The 17,257-nt window shown below is 42.1% G+C and carries 21 protein-coding genes and 1 pseudogene; 12 read left to right on the forward strand and 10 right to left on the reverse strand.

All coding sequences use genetic code 11. The features are described from left to right. Window positions 1–26: 26 nt before the first annotated feature. A complete protein-coding gene (locus tag BN1609_RS11935; RefSeq protein WP_088810597.1) occupies window positions 27–326 on the reverse strand; it encodes a hypothetical protein in 300 nt (99 codons plus the stop codon). A gap of 188 nt (window positions 327–514) precedes the next feature. On the opposite strand from BN1609_RS11935, the gene BN1609_RS11940 reads away from it, so the two are divergent. Next, window positions 515–1,504 carry a winged helix DNA-binding domain-containing protein gene (locus BN1609_RS11940; protein ID WP_088825391.1) on the forward strand — a complete coding sequence of 330 codons (990 nt, stop codon included), beginning with the start codon at window positions 515–517 and terminating at the stop codon, window positions 1,502–1,504. Here the strand turns inward: BN1609_RS11940 and hisJ are convergent. After that, window positions 1,474–2,295 carry a histidinol-phosphatase HisJ gene (gene hisJ / locus BN1609_RS11945; protein WP_088840897.1) on the reverse strand — a complete coding sequence of 274 codons (822 nt, stop codon included), beginning with the start codon at window positions 2,293–2,295 and terminating at the stop codon, window positions 1,474–1,476. The two genes, BN1609_RS11940 and hisJ, sit on opposite strands and share 31 nt — an antisense overlap. A 106-nt stretch (window positions 2,296–2,401) precedes the next feature. On the opposite strand from hisJ, the gene hisZ reads away from it, so the two are divergent. From hisZ to BN1609_RS12000, 11 genes are all read left to right on the forward strand, one after another. Further along, window positions 2,402–3,586 (forward strand): ATP phosphoribosyltransferase regulatory subunit, encoded by a 1,185-nt coding sequence (gene hisZ, locus BN1609_RS11950; protein ID WP_088810600.1) that lies wholly within the window; start codon window positions 2,402–2,404, stop codon window positions 3,584–3,586. Further along, the gene (gene hisG / locus BN1609_RS11955) at window positions 3,583–4,236 is read left to right on the forward strand and encodes an ATP phosphoribosyltransferase (RefSeq protein ID WP_088810601.1); all 654 of its coding nucleotides are present in this window, start codon (window positions 3,583–3,585) and stop codon (window positions 4,234–4,236) included. The genes hisZ and hisG overlap by 4 nt, the downstream gene beginning before the upstream one ends. Next, window positions 4,217–5,500 carry a histidinol dehydrogenase gene (gene hisD / locus BN1609_RS11960; protein ID WP_088840898.1) on the forward strand — a complete coding sequence of 428 codons (1,284 nt, stop codon included), beginning with the start codon at window positions 4,217–4,219 and terminating at the stop codon, window positions 5,498–5,500. Before hisG ends, hisD begins: the two co-directional genes overlap by 20 nt. Continuing rightward, on the forward strand, window positions 5,487–6,071 hold the full coding sequence (hisB, locus tag BN1609_RS11965) for an imidazoleglycerol-phosphate dehydratase HisB (RefSeq protein WP_088840899.1): 585 nt from the start codon (window positions 5,487–5,489) through the stop codon (window positions 6,069–6,071). Before hisD ends, hisB begins: the two co-directional genes overlap by 14 nt. Beyond that, entirely contained in the window at window positions 6,072–6,701 is a 630-nt protein-coding gene (gene hisH, locus BN1609_RS11970; protein ID WP_088810622.1) for an imidazole glycerol phosphate synthase subunit HisH, read from the forward strand. After that, window positions 6,674–7,387: a 1-(5-phosphoribosyl)-5-[(5-phosphoribosylamino)methylideneamino]imidazole-4-carboxamide isomerase gene (hisA, locus tag BN1609_RS11975; RefSeq protein ID WP_088825387.1), complete on the forward strand. Its 714-nt coding sequence runs from the start codon at window positions 6,674–6,676 to the stop codon at window positions 7,385–7,387. The genes hisH and hisA overlap by 28 nt, the downstream gene beginning before the upstream one ends. Further along, window positions 7,387–8,142 carry an imidazole glycerol phosphate synthase subunit HisF gene (gene hisF, locus BN1609_RS11980; protein WP_088815578.1) on the forward strand — a complete coding sequence of 252 codons (756 nt, stop codon included), beginning with the start codon at window positions 7,387–7,389 and terminating at the stop codon, window positions 8,140–8,142. Before hisA ends, hisF begins: the two co-directional genes overlap by 1 nt. Beyond that, a complete protein-coding gene (gene hisI / locus BN1609_RS11985; protein ID WP_088810606.1) occupies window positions 8,139–8,459 on the forward strand; it encodes a phosphoribosyl-AMP cyclohydrolase in 321 nt (106 codons plus the stop codon). The genes hisF and hisI overlap by 4 nt, the downstream gene beginning before the upstream one ends. Further along, window positions 8,453–8,764, forward strand: coding sequence for a phosphoribosyl-ATP diphosphatase (gene hisE / locus BN1609_RS11990; protein WP_088810607.1), 312 nt, complete (start codon window positions 8,453–8,455; stop codon window positions 8,762–8,764). Before hisI ends, hisE begins: the two co-directional genes overlap by 7 nt. A gap of 441 nt (window positions 8,765–9,205) precedes the next feature. Next, a complete protein-coding gene (gene gdhA, locus BN1609_RS11995) occupies window positions 9,206–10,582 on the forward strand; it encodes an NADP-specific glutamate dehydrogenase (protein ID WP_088840900.1) in 1,377 nt (458 codons plus the stop codon). A 101-nt stretch (window positions 10,583–10,683) separates the two neighbouring features. Continuing rightward, window positions 10,684–11,724: a lactonase family protein gene (locus tag BN1609_RS12000; RefSeq protein ID WP_088840901.1), complete on the forward strand. Its 1,041-nt coding sequence runs from the start codon at window positions 10,684–10,686 to the stop codon at window positions 11,722–11,724. A gap of 79 nt (window positions 11,725–11,803) precedes the next feature. On the opposite strand, the gene BN1609_RS12005 is transcribed toward BN1609_RS12000, so the two are convergent. The 8 genes and pseudogenes from BN1609_RS12005 to BN1609_RS14115 all read right to left on the reverse strand — a co-directional run. Continuing rightward, window positions 11,804–12,463: a histidine phosphatase family protein gene (locus BN1609_RS12005; protein WP_162859601.1), complete on the reverse strand. Its 660-nt coding sequence runs from the start codon at window positions 12,461–12,463 to the stop codon at window positions 11,804–11,806. A 491-nt stretch (window positions 12,464–12,954) separates the two neighbouring features. After that, window positions 12,955–13,263 (reverse strand): hypothetical protein, encoded by a 309-nt coding sequence (locus BN1609_RS12010; protein WP_088840902.1) that lies wholly within the window; start codon window positions 13,261–13,263, stop codon window positions 12,955–12,957. 75 nt (window positions 13,264–13,338) lie between these two features. Beyond that, complete coding sequence (locus tag BN1609_RS12015) at window positions 13,339–13,728, reverse strand: EndoU domain-containing protein (RefSeq protein WP_255377379.1); 390 nt, start codon at window positions 13,726–13,728, stop codon at window positions 13,339–13,341. A gap of 777 nt (window positions 13,729–14,505) precedes the next feature. After that, entirely contained in the window at window positions 14,506–15,072 is a 567-nt protein-coding gene (locus tag BN1609_RS12020) for a suppressor of fused domain protein (protein WP_088809396.1), read from the reverse strand. A 15-nt stretch (window positions 15,073–15,087) separates the two neighbouring features. Continuing rightward, on the reverse strand, window positions 15,088–15,678 hold the full coding sequence (locus BN1609_RS14165) for an HNH/ENDO VII family nuclease (protein ID WP_304441992.1): 591 nt from the start codon (window positions 15,676–15,678) through the stop codon (window positions 15,088–15,090). Window positions 15,679–15,845: 167 nt separating this feature from the next. After that, the gene (locus tag BN1609_RS12030; RefSeq protein ID WP_088840903.1) at window positions 15,846–16,136 is read right to left on the reverse strand and encodes a hypothetical protein; all 291 of its coding nucleotides are present in this window, start codon (window positions 16,134–16,136) and stop codon (window positions 15,846–15,848) included. Between the two features lie 117 nt (window positions 16,137–16,253). Further along, entirely contained in the window at window positions 16,254–16,634 is a 381-nt protein-coding gene (locus tag BN1609_RS12035) for a hypothetical protein (RefSeq protein ID WP_088840904.1), read from the reverse strand. Between the two features lie 3 nt (window positions 16,635–16,637). After that, window positions 16,638–17,257 (reverse strand): annotated as a pseudogene (locus tag BN1609_RS14115) (hypothetical protein); the annotation flags it as partial.

Here is a 17,257-nt window from a genome sequence, read left to right on the forward strand (position 1 = left end):
GAAGTTACCAGATTCCAAGCGATTTATTAATATGTTTTCCAAGTTCTCGTGTAAGCTGTGCAACTTCCTGATTGGTACGCATAAAGCCGTTTTGTTTTTGTTGTGTAGCTTGCACCATTTTGGTAAGAGATTGTTCGATAATTTTTATTTCTCGTGAAATTTTCCACCCCAAAAAGTGTCCGATAAAACCCCTTTTCATAGTAGTACAAGACGCTTGATACTTGCAGAGCCTCTGCTTTTTGCCCTTGAAACATAAACACAAAGCTAAATCCTAACATCAAACTTAGAAGTACCTTCAAACCTTTATTTTTCTTTTTTTCTGTCATAATGCTTCATCTCCTTTCGTGTAATGCTCCTACCTTAGCATAGATTTGTATCACTTGTAAACAAATAATCTGAAATATGTTTTTTTCAGCTATTTTTTAGTTTTTTAATGAATAATCTTACTTCGTGACCTTTTTTTAGTTGCTTTTTCACGCTGCTTTCTCTATTCTAAAAAAAAGGAGTGCTGCAAATGAAAAAATCAGATTTAATCCACTTACGAACAGGCGCACAGCGTATTTTAGCGCCTTTTGAAACGCCAGATGAAGTGGTCGCTTATTTTGGAGCGATGCAGGCGCAGAACCGGGCGCAAATGCTTTATGCGATTGCAAGTCGGACAAAAAATTCGAGTCGCGCTGAAATTGAGCGGGCGCTCGCGGAGAATCAAATCATTCGCGGATGGGCATTTCGCGGGACGATTCATGCGATGCGACCTGAAGATTATTTTTTGCTGAAAGAGGTTTACGGCGCGCGAACTCTTCAAATCTTTCGCGGTTATTGGAAAAAATTAGGGATTTCAGAAAGCGATTTTGAGCGAAGTAACGCTGAACTTAAAAAGCAGCTTAGCGATGGGCCTAAAACGCGCGCGGAGCTTTCAGCGAGCATCGAACAGCTTGAATTGCCATGTTCGGGCATTCCATTTGCGCAGCTCATTACGAGGGCCAATCTAGATGACATTTTAGTTTTCCATGCGGATGCGAACACGTTTCAAAATACAGAATTTTTGGAGCAGCATAAAACAGATGCCACATTTGATGAGGCACTCCAAGAACTCGGACGGATTTATTTTAAAAGCCGCGGCCCGGCGACCATTCAAGATTTCAATTGGTGGAGCGGACTTCCGCAGACGACCATCAAAAAAATGCTTGCGAGTTTAAGCGGCGAACTCGTACAAGATGGCGACTTTTATTTTTACCCGGAAACGAAAAAAACGGCGACTAATCACACCGTTTTGCTCGCCGGCTTTGACGAATGGCTCATCAGCTACCGCGACCGCTCCGTGCATTTGCCAGAAGAATTGCAACGCGAAGTCATTACAAAAAACGGCCTCTTTCGGCCGATTGTCGTCCAAAACGGTGTTGTGAAAGGCACTTGGAAAGTAGAGAAAAACAGCATCGTGCATACCTCGGGCTTAAAAATTCCGGCGACGAACTATGACAAGTTTTCAGAAAAAACCGAGTAAGCTCGTCCAACATCACGGACGGCATGTGAATCAGACCCATAAACAAGCGGAATGCCTAGGTGTTTCGCTTGTTTGACGTACATCTCAGGCGGATATGTCGCACGGCAGTCCACTTTAAAAAGCCCCGCCGTATTGTAATCAAGCGCATAGCCGCTACGCTGCACAAGTTCCAGCACGTCGGTCATCACGTCGTCTGGAAGAGCTGTTTCTGTATTAAACGCGTGCCTAAATTTCTGACAAAGCGAAATATGCCCCAACCGCTTCGGCTTGAACGCCCCCAAATCCGCCAAAATCGAGGCTTTTATTTGTTCCAAATACGCGATTTGAGCCTCCCGAAAACCACCATAAAAATCGACAATGGCCGTTTTGTAATCTGCCGCGCTAAAATCGATTGAACGAATGCCGTCCTGCCCTTCCAAAAAATGCACGCTCAAAATACCATCATCTAATTCTGGCCCATATTCATTCAAAAAGTCGCGCGTAAATGCTTCAAACTGCGCCAAATAATCCACCTCAAAACCAATTTTAATTTTGAGATCGCTCCGATATTTCGCCCTAAGCCGCGCCATCTCCTTCAAATAATACGGCAAATCGCTCATCGCCATGCTCGCCGTTTCGTATGCCTCCCGCTCCCCTGCTGCCTGCTGATTAAAATGAGCCGGAAGTGGCATATGTTCGGTGACAGAATATGTATCAAACCCTAATTCGATAGCTCGAATAATGAAACGCTCCACTTCCTCCCTTGAACCGTGCGGACAAAACTCCGTATGCGTGTGCCCATCCCATTTCATGCGCGTCCCCTCCTTATTTTCCATCATTATAACATAAAACCATTTACAAAAACGCTTTAACATGCTAATATGCTAATAAGTTAAAATATCAGAAAGGAGTTTGCAGATGAACTGGAATTTAAATTTGCCAACTGGGACACGCGATAAGCTTTTTCGGGAAGCCGAAGCGGCCTACAAATTGGAGCACACCGTCCAAGATTTTTTCAAAAAGCGGGGTTTTATGCGCATTGAAACGCCAATTATCGAATTTGAAGATGTTTTTTCGTTAGAAACAAAGGAAACCCACTATCGTTTTTTTGATGAAAAAGGGAGAATGTTAGCCCTGCGCCCGGATATGACTTTACCGATAGGCCGTGTGGTACATACAACAGGCGTTTTGTTGCCGGTAAAGCTTGCCTATAGTGGGAAAATTTTTCGCGCGAATGCCAGTCACGGCGGCGACCGAAATGAAGAAATGCAAGCTGGGATTGAACTAATTGGTTACGGCTCAAGAAAAGCGGAAGTGGAATGTTTGTTATCTGGGATTCGGCTTATGCGGGAACTGCAAATTCCGGATTTTCAGATGGAGCTCGGACATGCTGGTTTTTATGAGCTACTCCTTCAAAAATTAAGTTTAAGTGCGACGGAGGAAGTTGAATTTCGTACGCTATTACAAAATAAAAGCCTGTCTGACATGGAGGTCTTCGCAAAACAATTTGAGCCACAGTGGACTCGCTTTTTATGCGCCCTGCCAAGACTATTCGGGCAAGTTGAAACGACGATTTCAGAGGCGAAGGAATTGTTACCTGACGCTGAACTCTATGCACCACTTGATGAAATTTTAGAGATTGCAGCAACGATTAAACAGGCTGAACCAGATGCGTTACTCACTGTCGATATTGGTTTAGTTCAGGAATTGCGCTATTATACGGGGCTCATTTTTCGCGGCTTTGCGAATTTTGCCGCGGATTATTTTTTAAGCGGCGGCAGATACGACCGGCTGTCGGAACATTTTGGGATGGAAAAGGTACCTGCGGTTGGGCTTGCCCTCCATTTAGATGCCATTTTAGCTCTCAAAGAGCGACACGGCTTAACTGAAAAGCTGGCTACAAAACGAGTGCTCATTCATTATGATTTAGCTGAACTAGGCGCGGCGGAGCGCTATTATCAGGAAAATCCAGATAGTACACTTAGCCTGTTAGACTCGGAAAACGAATCGATTGCTTTCGCGAGAAAATGGAAAATCGAGACTGTCGTTTCTTTCCAAAAAGAAGGTATGAAGGTGATTTTTGAGAGGGGTGAGCGGGTTTGAGGTTGAAGATTGCGCTAACGAAAGGTCGGCTTGAGGACGAGGCTGTGCGCTTACTTACTTTGGCGGGCGTTGATTGTACGGTTTTAGCGGATAAGAAGCGAAAATTGATTTTTCAAAGTGACACGGATGAAATTGATTTTTTCCTCGTAAAAGCGGTCGATGTGCTGACGTATGTGAAACACGGGGCGGCGGATATTGGGATTGTCGGGCGCGATATTTTGCTTGAGGCGGCGAGTAGTTATTATGAAGTGCTCGATTTGAACATTGGCAAATGCCAGTTTTGTTTGGCGGCTCCGCCTACGTTTGATCCGACTGACTACAAGCGAAAAGTGATTGCGACGAAATATCCGAACGTAACGGAAGAATTTTTCCGGGCGCGCGGCGAGGATGTTGAAATTATTAAAATCGAAGGTTCGGTTGAAATTGCGCCGCTACTTGGTTTGGCGGACGCTATCGTCGACATTGTGGAAACCGGCGCGACACTGCGTGACAATGGCCTTGTGGTTGTAGAGAAACTTTATCCGATTTCGGCACGACTGATTGTGAATAAGGCTTCTCTTAAGCAAAATAAAACGCGAATTTTTTCATTAATTGACAAGTTACAACTTGTTTTAAAGGAGCGGACGGCGAATGAAACGACTCACGGGTAATGTGGCAACTATTTTAAAACAATTGGAAGTGCGCGAACAGACGCATGCGGACGTAGGAGATGCTGTACGCAAAATTATTTCTGCTGTGAAGGAAGACGGTGACGCGGCTTTAGTTCGCCTGACAAAGGAATTTGATGCCGTGGATTTGACGGCATTTCGGGTGAGCCAAGCTGAAATTGATGCGGCATATGAATCCGTGCCCGCCTCGCTTATTCGGGCGCTTGAAACTGCACGTAAGAACATTTCGGACTACCATGAAAAACAAAAACGCAGTGGTTTTTTAGACAGCGAAAAAGACGGGGTTATTCGCGGCATGCGTGTGACGCCAATTGATTCAGTCGGCATTTATGTGCCTGGTGGGACGGCGAGCTATCCTTCATCGGTTTTGATGAACGCGATTCCGGCAAAAGTCGCTGGCGTTGAAAAAATTGTGATGGTGACCCCGCCTGATGCGGACTTAAATCCTGCCGTACTTGCCGCTGCGAAAATTGCGGGCGTTGACGAAGTGTTCACAATTGGCGGGGCCCAAGCTATTGCGGCGTTAGCGTACGGGACAGACTCCATTCCCCGCGTTGCCAAAATTGTTGGGCCGGGAAATATTTTTGTGGCAACAGCCAAGCGCGAAGTGTTCGGTCAAGTCGGCATCGATATGATTGCAGGACCTTCTGAGATTCTTATTTTAGCAGACGCAACGGCGAATCCAGCCTTTATTGCGGCGGATTTGTTGTCACAGGCTGAACATGATGAACTTGCGCGCGTCACTTTGGTGACGACATCAAACGCGCTTATTCAAGCGACAGAAGACGAATTGTTGCGGCAAGTTCAGTCACTTTCACGGAAAACAATTTGTGAGGTGGCGCTTCAGAACGGGCATTTCATTTTGGCGGAGAGCACGGCGGATATGTTCGCAATCGCGAATGAAATTGCACCCGAACATCTTGAAATCCAAATGGAAAACCCTCTGCTTTATTTACCGCAAATTAAAAATGCAGGTTCGATTTTCCTCGGTGCACATGCGACTGAACCGCTTGGCGATTATATCGCGGGACCAAACCACGTCATTCCAACGGCAGGCACAGCGAAGTTTTCCTCTCCGCTTGGCGTGGACGATTTTACAAAACGCTCAAGTTTTATTTTATATTCAGAAAATGCGCTTAAAGATGCGGCCAGAGATGTAATAGAGCTCGCTGAATCAGAAGGCTTAACCGCACATGCACGCGCCATTCAAATTCGATTGGAGGAAAGGCAAGATGAGAACTTCTAAAATAAGCCGGGAAACTGGCGAAACAAAAATCACACTAGAACTTCAGCTTGATAAACAAAATGCTTCTGAGATTCAAACCGGGGTTGGTTTTTTAGATCACATGTTGACACTGTTCGCTAAACACGCGCGCCTCAGTCTTGTCTGTCTCGCAAAGGGAGATACGGAAGTCGATTTTCACCATACAACAGAAGATATTGGGATTGTGCTCGGGAAATGCCTTGCGGAAGCGCTCGGCGATAAGGCGCAAATTAATCGTTACGGCAACGCTTTTGTCCCGATGGATGAAAGTCTTGGCCATTGTTCGCTCGATTTCTCGGGTCGGAGTTTTCTCGTTTTTGACGCCCCATTTGAACGCGATAAAGTTGGCGATTTCGACACGGAACTCGTACAAGAATTTTTCCAAGCGGTCGCATCAAATGCTAAGTTGACCCTGCACTTGCGCGTACTTTACGGGCAAAATACGCACCATAAAATCGAATCGCTATTTAAAGCTTTCGGGCGCGCCCTTTCTGAAGCAGTCACGATAAACCCTGAAATCGAAGGCGTGAACTCCACGAAAGGAGTCCTGTAAATGATTGCCATTATTGACTACGATACTGGAAATACACGCAGTTTGAAAAAAGCACTCGATTTTGTGGGACTTTCTAGCCAACTTACGGCGGACCCGGCAGAAATACAGACGGCAGATGGCATTATCCTTCCCGGCGTGGGCGCCTTCCCCGATGCGATGGCCAAACTCGAAGAACGAAAACTTGTGACACCCATTTTAACGGCCGCAAAAAAAGGTACTCCCCTACTCGGAATTTGTCTTGGCATGCAGCTGTTGCTTGATTCAAGCGAGGAACACACGCTGACGAAAGGGCTCGGCCTGATTCCCGGAACAGTCAAAAAAATCCCCGAAGAGGCTGGCTTCAAAGTGCCACATATGGGCTGGAATCAAATTGACGTGCAGCAAGAAAATCTTCTTACGGAAAATTTAAACGGACGTTATGTCTACTTTGTGCATTCTTATTTTGCAGAAACGGATTCGGCTTATATTTCTGCTGTAGCAAAACATAGTCTAGCTGTGCCGGCGCTCATTCAACGTGAAAATGTATACGGGGCGCAGTTTCACCCTGAAAAAAGTGATACGGTTGGTTTGGAAATTTTACGTGGCTTTAAGGAGGTTGTGCGATGCGTGTCTACCCAGCAATTGACATAAAAAACGGCAAATGTGTGCGGCTGTATCAAGGCAATTTCGACAAGGAAACGATTGTGAATCCAAATCCGGTGGCGCAAGCTCTGGCATTTCAAAAATCAGGCGCTTCGTATTTGCATATTGTGGATTTGGACGGTGCATTAAACGGCGAGCCCGCGAACCTCGCTTTAATCCAAGAAATGAGTGAACAAACGGGTTTACCGGTACAAGTTGGTGGCGGGATTCGTTCGATGCAGCAAGTGGCGGCGTATCTCGAAAGTGGGATTGCACGGGTGATTATTGGCTCAAGTGCCGTCTCCTCACCTGAATTTGTGCGCGAGGCGGTGACTAAGTTCGGCGAGCGAATCGCGGTTGGAATTGATGCTAAAAACGGCTTTGTTGCAACTGATGGTTGGCTGAACACGAGTGATATTCGCTTCACTGACTTTGCGGTTCAAATGGAAAAACTTGGTGTTGCGACGCTAATTTTTACGGATATTGGGCGCGACGGAACGCTCGCTGGTCCGAATTTTGAACAGCTTGCGGCGCTACAAAACGCAGTTTCCTGCGCAATTATTGCTTCTGGTGGCGTGAAAAATCAAGCGGATTTAATCGCGCTTAAAAAGCAAAACCTAGCGGGCGCCATCGCTGGAAAAGCGCTATATAGCGAAAGCCTCACGATGAAAGAAATTTTGGAGGTGGAAAACTAATGCTCACAAAACGCATCATTCCTTGTCTCGACGTAACAAATGGCCGTGTCGTCAAAGGCATCAATTTTGTTGCCCTACAAGACGTTGGCGACCCCGTTGAAATCGCGAAAGCATACAACAAAGCCGGTGCCGACGAAATTGTGTTCCTCGATATAACAGCCACAAATGAAGGGCGCAAAACGATGATCGATGTCGTCGAAAAAACAGCCGAACAAGTTTTCATTCCATTAACAGTTGGCGGCGGCATTCAAACGACCGCAGAAATGCAGGCGCTTCTAAAAGCTGGCGCAGATAAAATTTCATTAAATTCAGCGGCCATCAAACGCAAAGAGCTCATTTCAGAAGGAGCGAATAAATTCGGCACCCAGTGCATCGTCGTCGCAATCGATGCCAAGCGCGTAGAGGATTCGTGGCACGTTTTCACACACGGCGGCAGACATGATACAGGCCTCGATGCCGTTTTATGGGCAAAAAAAGCGGAAGCACTCGGGGCTGGCGAAATTTTACTCACAAGCATGGACGGCGACGGGACAAAAAACGGCTACGACATCGCCCTCACGAAAACGATTGCGCAGGCCGTCAAAATTCCTGTCATCGCCTCTGGTGGTTGCGGAAGCACCGCGCACATGGTCGATATTTTCACCCAAACGGAAGCAAGCGCCGCACTTGCCGCAAGCATTTTCCACTACGGCGAGCTTGATATTCAGGACGTGAAACAAACACTCAAAAAAAACGCAGTGGAGGTGCGCTTATGACAATCGATTTTTCAAAAGGACTCGTTCCAGCCATTATCGTGGACGCCTCAGACGGCGAAGTTCTCATGCTCGCCTATATGAACGAAGAAAGCTACCAAAAAACGCTCGAAACCGGCTACACCTGGTTCTTTTCGAGAAAAAGACAAGCACTTTGGAATAAAGGAGCGACAAGCGGGCATGTGCAACGAGTCGCACAAATAACGGCCGACTGCGATTTGGACACCTTGCTTATTCGCGTCCACCAAACCGGGCCCGCCTGCCACTTAGGTTCGCGCTCTTGTTTCACAAATGAAATAAAGGATGTGTCGTCATGTTAGAAAAGCTATACGCTGAAATTGCGAGCCGAAAAACCGCGCCAAAAGAAGGCTCCTACACAACCTATTTGTTCGACCGCGGTTTAGACAAGATTTTAAAAAAAGTTGGCGAAGAAGCAACCGAAGTCATTATTGCCGCCAAAAATGAAAAAGCCGAATTGATTAGCGAAACCGCCGATTTGACGTACCACCTACTCGTTTTGCTCGTGGAATCTGGCGTCACCCTTTCTGAAATCGAACAAAAACTCCTTGAACGCGAAGGTCGCCTCAGTAAAACGAGCGACCGTAAGGAAATCCAAGATTTGTGACAAAATTGTAATGTTGCACCCGCAAATTGTAAGCCAATGAGCAGGATTAATTGCCACTATTCTTCTATACTTATTTTATCGGAGAAAGTTACTTTACCCAAAGAATAACTTGTGACTTTCCTGAGACAAACGACTTTATGTCTATTCATTAAGTTTCCCAATTATCCCTTGATTTTGTCTCAGAAATCACAACTCCAATTAACTCCCTGTTTTCCCATGCGTCCCCCCGCATGGGAATTTTTTTGTGCGCCCAATCATACAATATTTTCTTTGTTATACCTATATATTTATTTTTTTCAGAAAATTTGTTTTTTTACTTGCCAGATATATTTTTAACATGGTAAACTTAACAACAAGAGTAATATAATTTCACATACCACCAAACATATGCGGAATAATTAACATTCCGTGCAAGTTAATCATTTTCAAAGGAGTGTTAATATGGGGCAAACAACAATGGTTTCAGAAAATCGTCAAGCTGCTGAGCAATATACGGCGGAGATTTTTGAAACAATCAAAAGACGTAATCCAGAAGAAACTGAATTTCATCAAGCAGTAAAGGAATTTTTAAATGCGATTATTCCTGCGCTGGAAAAAGACCCTAAGTACCAAGAAAACGGCATTTTAGAGCGTCTAACTGAACCTGAACGCCTTATTACATTCCGTGTTCCCTGGGTAGATGATGCCGGAAAGGTACGAGTAAACCGCGGATTCCGCGTACAATTTAATAGCGCTATCGGCCCTTACAAAGGCGGACTTCGCTTCCACCCTTCGGTAAATGGGAGTATAGTAAAATTTCTAGGCTTTGAACAAATTTTCAAGAACGCCCTAACTGGTTTGCCAATCGGCGGTGGTAAAGGCGGTTCCGATTTTGATCCAAAAGAAAAATCCGATGCAGAAATTATGCGCTTCTGTCAAAGTTTCATGTCTGAACTCGCGGTGCACATTGGTCCAGATACAGATGTCCCTGCTGGTGATATCGGCGTATCCGGTCGCGAAATCGGCTATTTATTCGGGCAGTATAAAAAAATGACGAGCCGTTTTGACGCTGGCACCATCACTGGTAAAGGCCTCACATATGGTGGGAGCTTGACGCGAACAGAAGCAACAGGTTACGGTCTTGTTTATTTCACAAAAGAAATGCTCGCCGCAACAAATCAGTCTTTTAAAAATAAAACGGTTGTCGTTTCTGGCTCTGGTAATGTAGCCATCTATGCGATTGAAAAAGCCGAAGAACTAGGCGCAAAAGTAGTAGCTTGTAGCGATTCTGACGGCTATATTTTTGACCCAGAAGGTATTAATCTTAAAACATTAAAACAAATAAAAGAAGTAGAGCGTCGGCGCCTTCACACCTATCTTGAAAAACACCCCACTGCCGAATTTTATGAAAATGGCGATATTTGGTCAGTGCCATGTGACATTGCCTTGCCATGTGCGACGCAAAATGAAATTAGCGAACAACAAGCGAAAACGCTCGTTCAAAACGGTGTCATCGCTGTTGCAGAAGGGGCAAACATGCCGTCCACACTAGAAGCTGTTTCGGTTTTCCATGAGAATAAAATCTTATTTGGTCCTGCAAAAGCAGCAAATGCTGGAGGAGTTGGTGTTTCTGCTCTTGAAATGGCGCAAAACAGCAGTCGAATGAGTTGGAGTTTTGCTGAAGTCGATGACCACCTAAAAAATATTATGAAAAACATTTATAAAAACGCTAGCTTCGTTGCAAAAGAATATGGTTACGAGGGTGACCTCATCGTCGGAGCAAACATCGCCGGCTTCCTAAAAGTTGCCGATACAATGCTTGCACAAGGCGTTGTATAAGAAAGAATCACTTAAGCTCCTATGCTTTCAGTCAGCATAGGAGCTTAAGTCTGTGCTATAATAAAGCGTGAAATGACTTTTTAACAGGAGGAATCGAATTTATGTCAAATAAAACCGCAACCGCATACATTGGTACATATACGAAAGTGGAAAGTAAAGGAATTTATCGCCTTGTAATGGACCGCGAAACGGGCGAAGTTTTAGAAAATAAGCACGCGGGCACAATGGATAACCCAACTTATTTAAAAATTTCAGATGATGAAAAATATTTGTATTCTGTAGCGAAAGACGGCGATAAAGGTGGCCTTGCTGCATTCAAAATTAATGAGGACGGCTCACTTGCTCTTTTAAATGAACAAGTAAAAACTGGCAATCCTCCTTGTTATGTTGATGCATCGGCTGACAATTCAATTGTTGTTTCAGCGAACTATCACTTAGGAACCATTTTAAGTTATCCAACTGAAAACGGCGCACTAGGCGCACCGATTTCTGAAATCGAGCATACCGGAAAAAGCGTACACGAACGCCAAGAAAAACCACATGCACACTTTGCTGGCTTTACGCCCGATCAAAAATTTGTCGTGACATGTGATCTTGGAACGGACTTCGTGACGACGTATAGCGCGACGTCTGGCAAACTTGAAAAGGTGGCTGATTTGCTTCTCACACCTGGAAGCGGACCACGAAACTTAGTTTTCCACCCAAATGCGAAGTACCTGTATATCATGACCGAGCTCACATCAGAAGTTGTTGTAGCAGAGTATAACAGCACGAGCGGCGAGTTGACGGTCGTTCAAACGATTCCATCGCTTCCGGCTGATTTTACAGCTGAAAACAAAGGGAGTGCCATTCACATTTCAAACGACGGACGCTTCCTCTATGTTTCCAACCGCGGTCAAGATGCGATTGTTTCTTTTGCGATTGATAAAACCGGACAATTGAGTTTGCTGGAAACGGTACCCGTTTTAGGTGTCGGACCGCGCGATTTTGACTTAGATAAAACTGGCGAAATCCTCGTTGCAACAAACGAAAACTCCAACAACGTTACTATTTTCAGCGTCAACAAAGAAACCGGCAAACTGACTTTACTCCAAAAAGATATCAAAGTTCCAGAACCAGTTTGCGTCAAATTCATGAAATAAGAAATATAATAAAAAGCATAAATCCAGCAATAACGCCATTTCTAGAGATGGGTTTTACTGGGTTTATGCTTTTTTCAATTTATTTTTGTCCTGCTAAAATATAACTAGTGTCATTCACCGACTCCACGCGTATTTCTCCGTTTTCATACACCATTTTCGTAATGCTCGCGTTTTCAAGCATCGGGTTTACAAATTCCGGCGCCAAAATCGTCAAATAGGCGTTAATCGTCATTCCGTGCGCCACCACCAAGACGTGCTTTTCGCTTTCGCCTTGTTCCTGCTCGATCATTTTGTCTAAAGCGCGCATGAGGCGCGCCTCCATATCTGCCCAGCTTTCTGAAAGACCGGTTTCGTCAAGCTCACTCACAGCCTCAAGCACCAATTGGACCCCTTTTAAACCTAAATTTCGCATGCCTTCCTCTGGCGAAGCATAACCAAGATGTGCCATCACGGTGCTAAACATTTCCTCATTCGGCGAACCTTCAAATTTCCCAAAGCAAAATTCGCGCAAATCTTTTAGAATATTTTTCTCCAGATGGGTCTGTCCACTTTCCACTAAAATAATATCCGCCGTTTCAATTGTCCGTCCACGGTCGCTCGTATAAACCGCATCAAACGAAATATCTAAACCGCGACCTAAGTATTCTGCCACTTCCCGGCCTTCATTCGTCAGCGGCGAATCTGACCAACCTTGCACTTTTTCAAGTGTATTCAGCAACGTCTTACCGTGCCTTGTCATATAAAAAGTTATTTTCGAATCCAATTTTCTGTCGCCCCCTCCCTTTTATCTTAGCAAACTGACACCAAAAAAGGAACCGTTTTCAGGCTCCCAAATTTGTTAAATCAATACCGCGCATTTATTTTTATTAAAAAATAAATATGTTTTTAGTCCAGCATACGAAGAAAAATTTAAATCTTCAAGTAACTTGGCATCCTAATCATTTTTATCCAGCCCCACAAATTGTTCCTTGAGAACGGCAAGTTGGAGTTTATTTGTTGAATCTCTGTATCATTTTACAACACAGTATATGGCTTTTAAGGATTCATTAAAATCTATCATTTTTCACTTATATTTTCTGGCAATACTTATTAATACTAGAAAAGTATTTTCTAAAAATACAGTTAGTTTTTTTAACTATTGACAACTTGATTAGTGAGTTCACGCTTACTAATCAAGACTTTACTATCCGACTCCAATCAGATAGTAAAGCGCCTTTTTATTTTACTAATTTAATTATTCAATGCTTCCTTGGCATATGAAATATCTATCTCCAAATCTAAATTCGGAAATTTTTTCTGCAGTTTTTTTAATATATCAATAAGATCTTCACTTTGTAAATTTTCTGATATATCTTCAAATACTTCGCTTATCCATTTTAATTGACTTTCAGAACAATTATTCAGATATTCAATCGTCGTTTTCTCATCTTCCGAAAATATTTGTGTCAGTTCATCCCATATTTCATTAATTCTTGGGTCATCCGGTAATAATTCTTTTCTTTCATTTATTAAATTCTCTATTTTTTCAAAAGCAATCATTTTTAGCCCTCTCCTTCTTTTACGTTTGTTTAGAGTTATCAGGTATTATTGTTGTCACTTTGCCATCTTTCTTTATTATCCCCACTCTAACACCATCATAATCTCCAAATGCCCATTGACCTGACCATCAGGTAAGTTCTTATTCTGTGGAAGATTATTTATGTGATTACCAGCATCACGAATTTTAGAATCATTCCACTCTTTAGGAAACCATGACTGACCATTTCCTATTCGTTTCATTTTATTTTTATGACTTGGAATACTACCCGTTCTAACACTATTTAGATATTCTTTAGCAATATTAAAATCTGTATTATTCTCTTTCAAATAACCCATATTACTTTGTCCATGACCACCATTAATCAACCTATTATTAGTATTGAAATCCCCTAAATCAACATGCTTTAATGTTGAATCAGGTACATTATTTTTTATATTAGTCACATCAGCTTTCTCATACGTCATACTCCCCCGAATCGCCGCCGTACTCCTCTAGCCCAACCCCATCACCACATCCATCAGACCACTTTCATCCAGCGTACCTTTCACCGATTCCACATACGCGGATGCCCGAAGCGTACCACCAGCCATACCGGTGTATTGCGTGCCGTCCATATAATAGGTGCCGGTTTTCCACGATTCAGTGATTTTTTTGTTTAAATCCTCATTCGTGATAATTTGGTAATCACTTGGGTCTAAGTACTTTCCTTTCCAGCAGACCCAAATTGTAAGAGTGCTACTCCAGCGTAATTTGCTAGTTTACGCGGATTGGAAAAGGGGAATTTAAAAGAAAGAGGAACTCACTAAATAGCTAGACTTTGATTTGTTCCTCGAGACTTTTCAGCATAACATGACCAACGTTTGCTTTAACATTTGAATTTGTTCTTTCATTTTTCTGATGAAGGAGAAAAATTACCTATAACCTACTTCCAAAAATTTTCACATTAGCACCATTTACTAGTGCTACTTCATCTAAAATAAGTAGGGGGAATTTTTTATTTTCGTTGCTAAGGCTTTGGTGGCATCATCTTCATACTTGAAACTCCTATTGATAATATTTCTTATTTTAGCTACTTGTTTTAACAATAAATTTAAAAGTAAAAAAGAAACGATTTAATTGGACTCGTTTCTTTCCAGAAATTACAGTTAGCTATTGATAAACTCAATTAGCGAGTGTATTGCTTACTATTCAAGACTCAACCACCTGATTACCCGTCTTGTGATTGAGTGTCTTTTTATTTTTTATATTACAGAATCTCTATTTAAATCAAAAATATCTATTTCATTTTTTTCAAATAAATCCTCTAACTCCTCTGCACTGTTATTTCTTACAAATTCAAACTCTTTATCTGAAATTGGAACCAACATTAACCATGTTATATGCACATTTTCTGTATCAATATATCCCAACTCGTCCCATAAAAATGGATTTGTGAAAAGGACATGTTTCATAGAAGTTTCTTCATAATATTCGCTAATAATATTAGGGTATATTGTTCCAGGTTTACAAGAAAATTGGTCATTTATAATATTAAATGCACAGCTACTTAATACATTTCCAAATTTTTCATATGTTGATTCACACCCTCCAACAAATTCTACTCGTATTTCTTTATTTGGGGATTTTAAACCAATTCCATAATTTGAAAGTCCAATTGTTGAATAGGTAGTAATTTCTTCATAAGGTCTATCAGTACCAATAAATATATCAATAGCCGAATTTTCATTTCTATCTCTATACTCTACTACTTTAGGATTACCTCCAACAGCTTGCAAAATTCTTTGTGCAACGAGTTTATCATTATTCATTTATTTTTACTCTCCTTATGGTCCAAAATATTTGTTTGTAACGTCTTCCCCAGCATGTCCTCTGTTAGAGCTAGGCAACTCAGGTCTATAATGAGAGGGGGCATTATGTTCGTCAAGAAATTGTTTCTTGGGAATTTCTCTGTCTGCCGCACTTTGTTGATGCTTTTTAAACTCATACCCTGGTTTATGTCCCATATCCCATGGCTCCTCAACATGTAATGGTTGTTGTGTTAATGGATCTCTTACAATTCCATCACTACTTTTAGCATTATTCCATACTTCATCTCTTACACCTTTTCTATACCCTGATGGTCTTTTATAGGCTTTCTTTTCAGCTTCAGTTAATATCCTAGGAGTAACTTCATCAACTTTTGAAGTAGTCCCACCTGCTCCCTCATACGTCATACTCCCCCGAATCGCCGCCGTACTTAAGCCTAGCCCCGTCACCACGTCCATCAGGCCACTTTCATCCAGCGTGCCTTTCACCGATTCCACATACGCTGATGCCCGAAGCGTGCCACCAGCCATACCTGTGTATTGCGTGCCGTCCATATAAAATGTCAGAAGTAGCCTTCGCAGTTCCGCCAACTCGATTGCCTTGTACAAAGACATCATCACCAATATTCAAATGTTATTTTCTCTGGTGATTCAACTAATCCAGTTATAGTATCCCAAAAAGCAGCCCAATTTGTAAATAACTACCCAAGATTTTTTCTTCTTCTACTGGAATTATTTGAAAATACTACACTCCGTTGCAAAAAAACACAAAATATTTAGTTTAGCATTTCCCATGTGATTCTTTTTGCATTATCGACAGGATTATTTAACTCTATGCGTTTATCAAAATCATCGTCCCAAATAAAGAATTCACTTAATCCAGCATACGGAGGATACAAAGAATGATTTAATTCCTCAAGCAACTTGACATCTGGATTATCTTTGTCCAGCTCCGCCAATAATTCCTCAAGTATTGCAAGTTGGGGATTATTTGTTGAATCTCCGTACTGTTTTACAGCACAATATATGACTAGAAATTGTTTTTTTAATACATTAAAATCTATCATTAAAATCCTCCTCTACTTAAATTGATAGGATTAGAAGTTTCTTTTCTAACCAGTGTAGCTAGTTCTACTAAGCTATTAACAATTCAGTCTGTAAGTGTGTTCCTATTAGTCACGATTTTATATTGTTTTCAAATATGCTATTTCTTCTTCTGTCCATTTTTCATGTAGTTTTTCCTTCAAGCAATCGGATAAATCAAATACATCAAGCCATTCAGAGCTTTCTTTCACGCTACTGATACTCCACAAATTTGTATTATCAATGTCCAAAACTTTTTTTCTAAGATAATAGGTTTTCTTTTCAATTTCTTCATCAATTAATCCATTTTCCCTTAACTCTTTTAGATTATTCTTGCTAAAGAATGATGTCACACCGACTATTAAGTCTTCAAAAATGAAAGTTTCTATTTCTTCATCAGATAAATCTAAAATAAAACGACCACTCTTATTTAGAGTATCCATAAACCAATCAAACTTTTCACCTAAAGATAATTTTTTCAATGTTCACTCACCACCAATTCTTATAATTGTCGCTTTATCGTTTGAGAAGTCTATATAATCTTTCCCAACTAATTTCACCTTACCAGTATCACCTGTTGAAAATCCAATGTACGCCCCCTCATGTATTCCATTTCCTGGATGATAAAATATCATTCCATCCCCTTCATCAATAAATTTCCAACCTTTACCAGCTGAACCATAGTCCATCTCAGTCCATCCTTCACCTAATATTGTTTTTATTTCTTTTTTATTACTTCCATACAATCGTCTTGGATTGGAAATAATATCCTCAAACTCATTTGGCTTCCATTGAACATTTCCAGTTCCGTATTTATCATTAAAATAATTATTCCAAGCTTTTCCTGATATTGGATTTTCTGCACTAAAATCTGTTTTTGCCCCACTAGCTTTCTCATACGTCATACTCCCCCGAATCGCCGCCGTACTCAAGCCTAGCCCCATCACCACGTCCATCAGGCCACTTTCATCCAGCGTGCCTTTCACCGATTCCACATACGCTGATGCCCGAAGCGTACCACCAGCCATACCGGTGTATTGCGTGCCGTCCATATAATAGGTGCCGGTTTTCCACGATTCAGTGATTTTTTTGTTTAACTCCTCAT

It is taken from the genome of Listeria sp. ILCC797 (assembly GCF_900186185.1).
Taxonomy (GTDB): Bacteria; Bacillota; Bacilli; order Lactobacillales; family Listeriaceae; genus Listeria; species Listeria goaensis.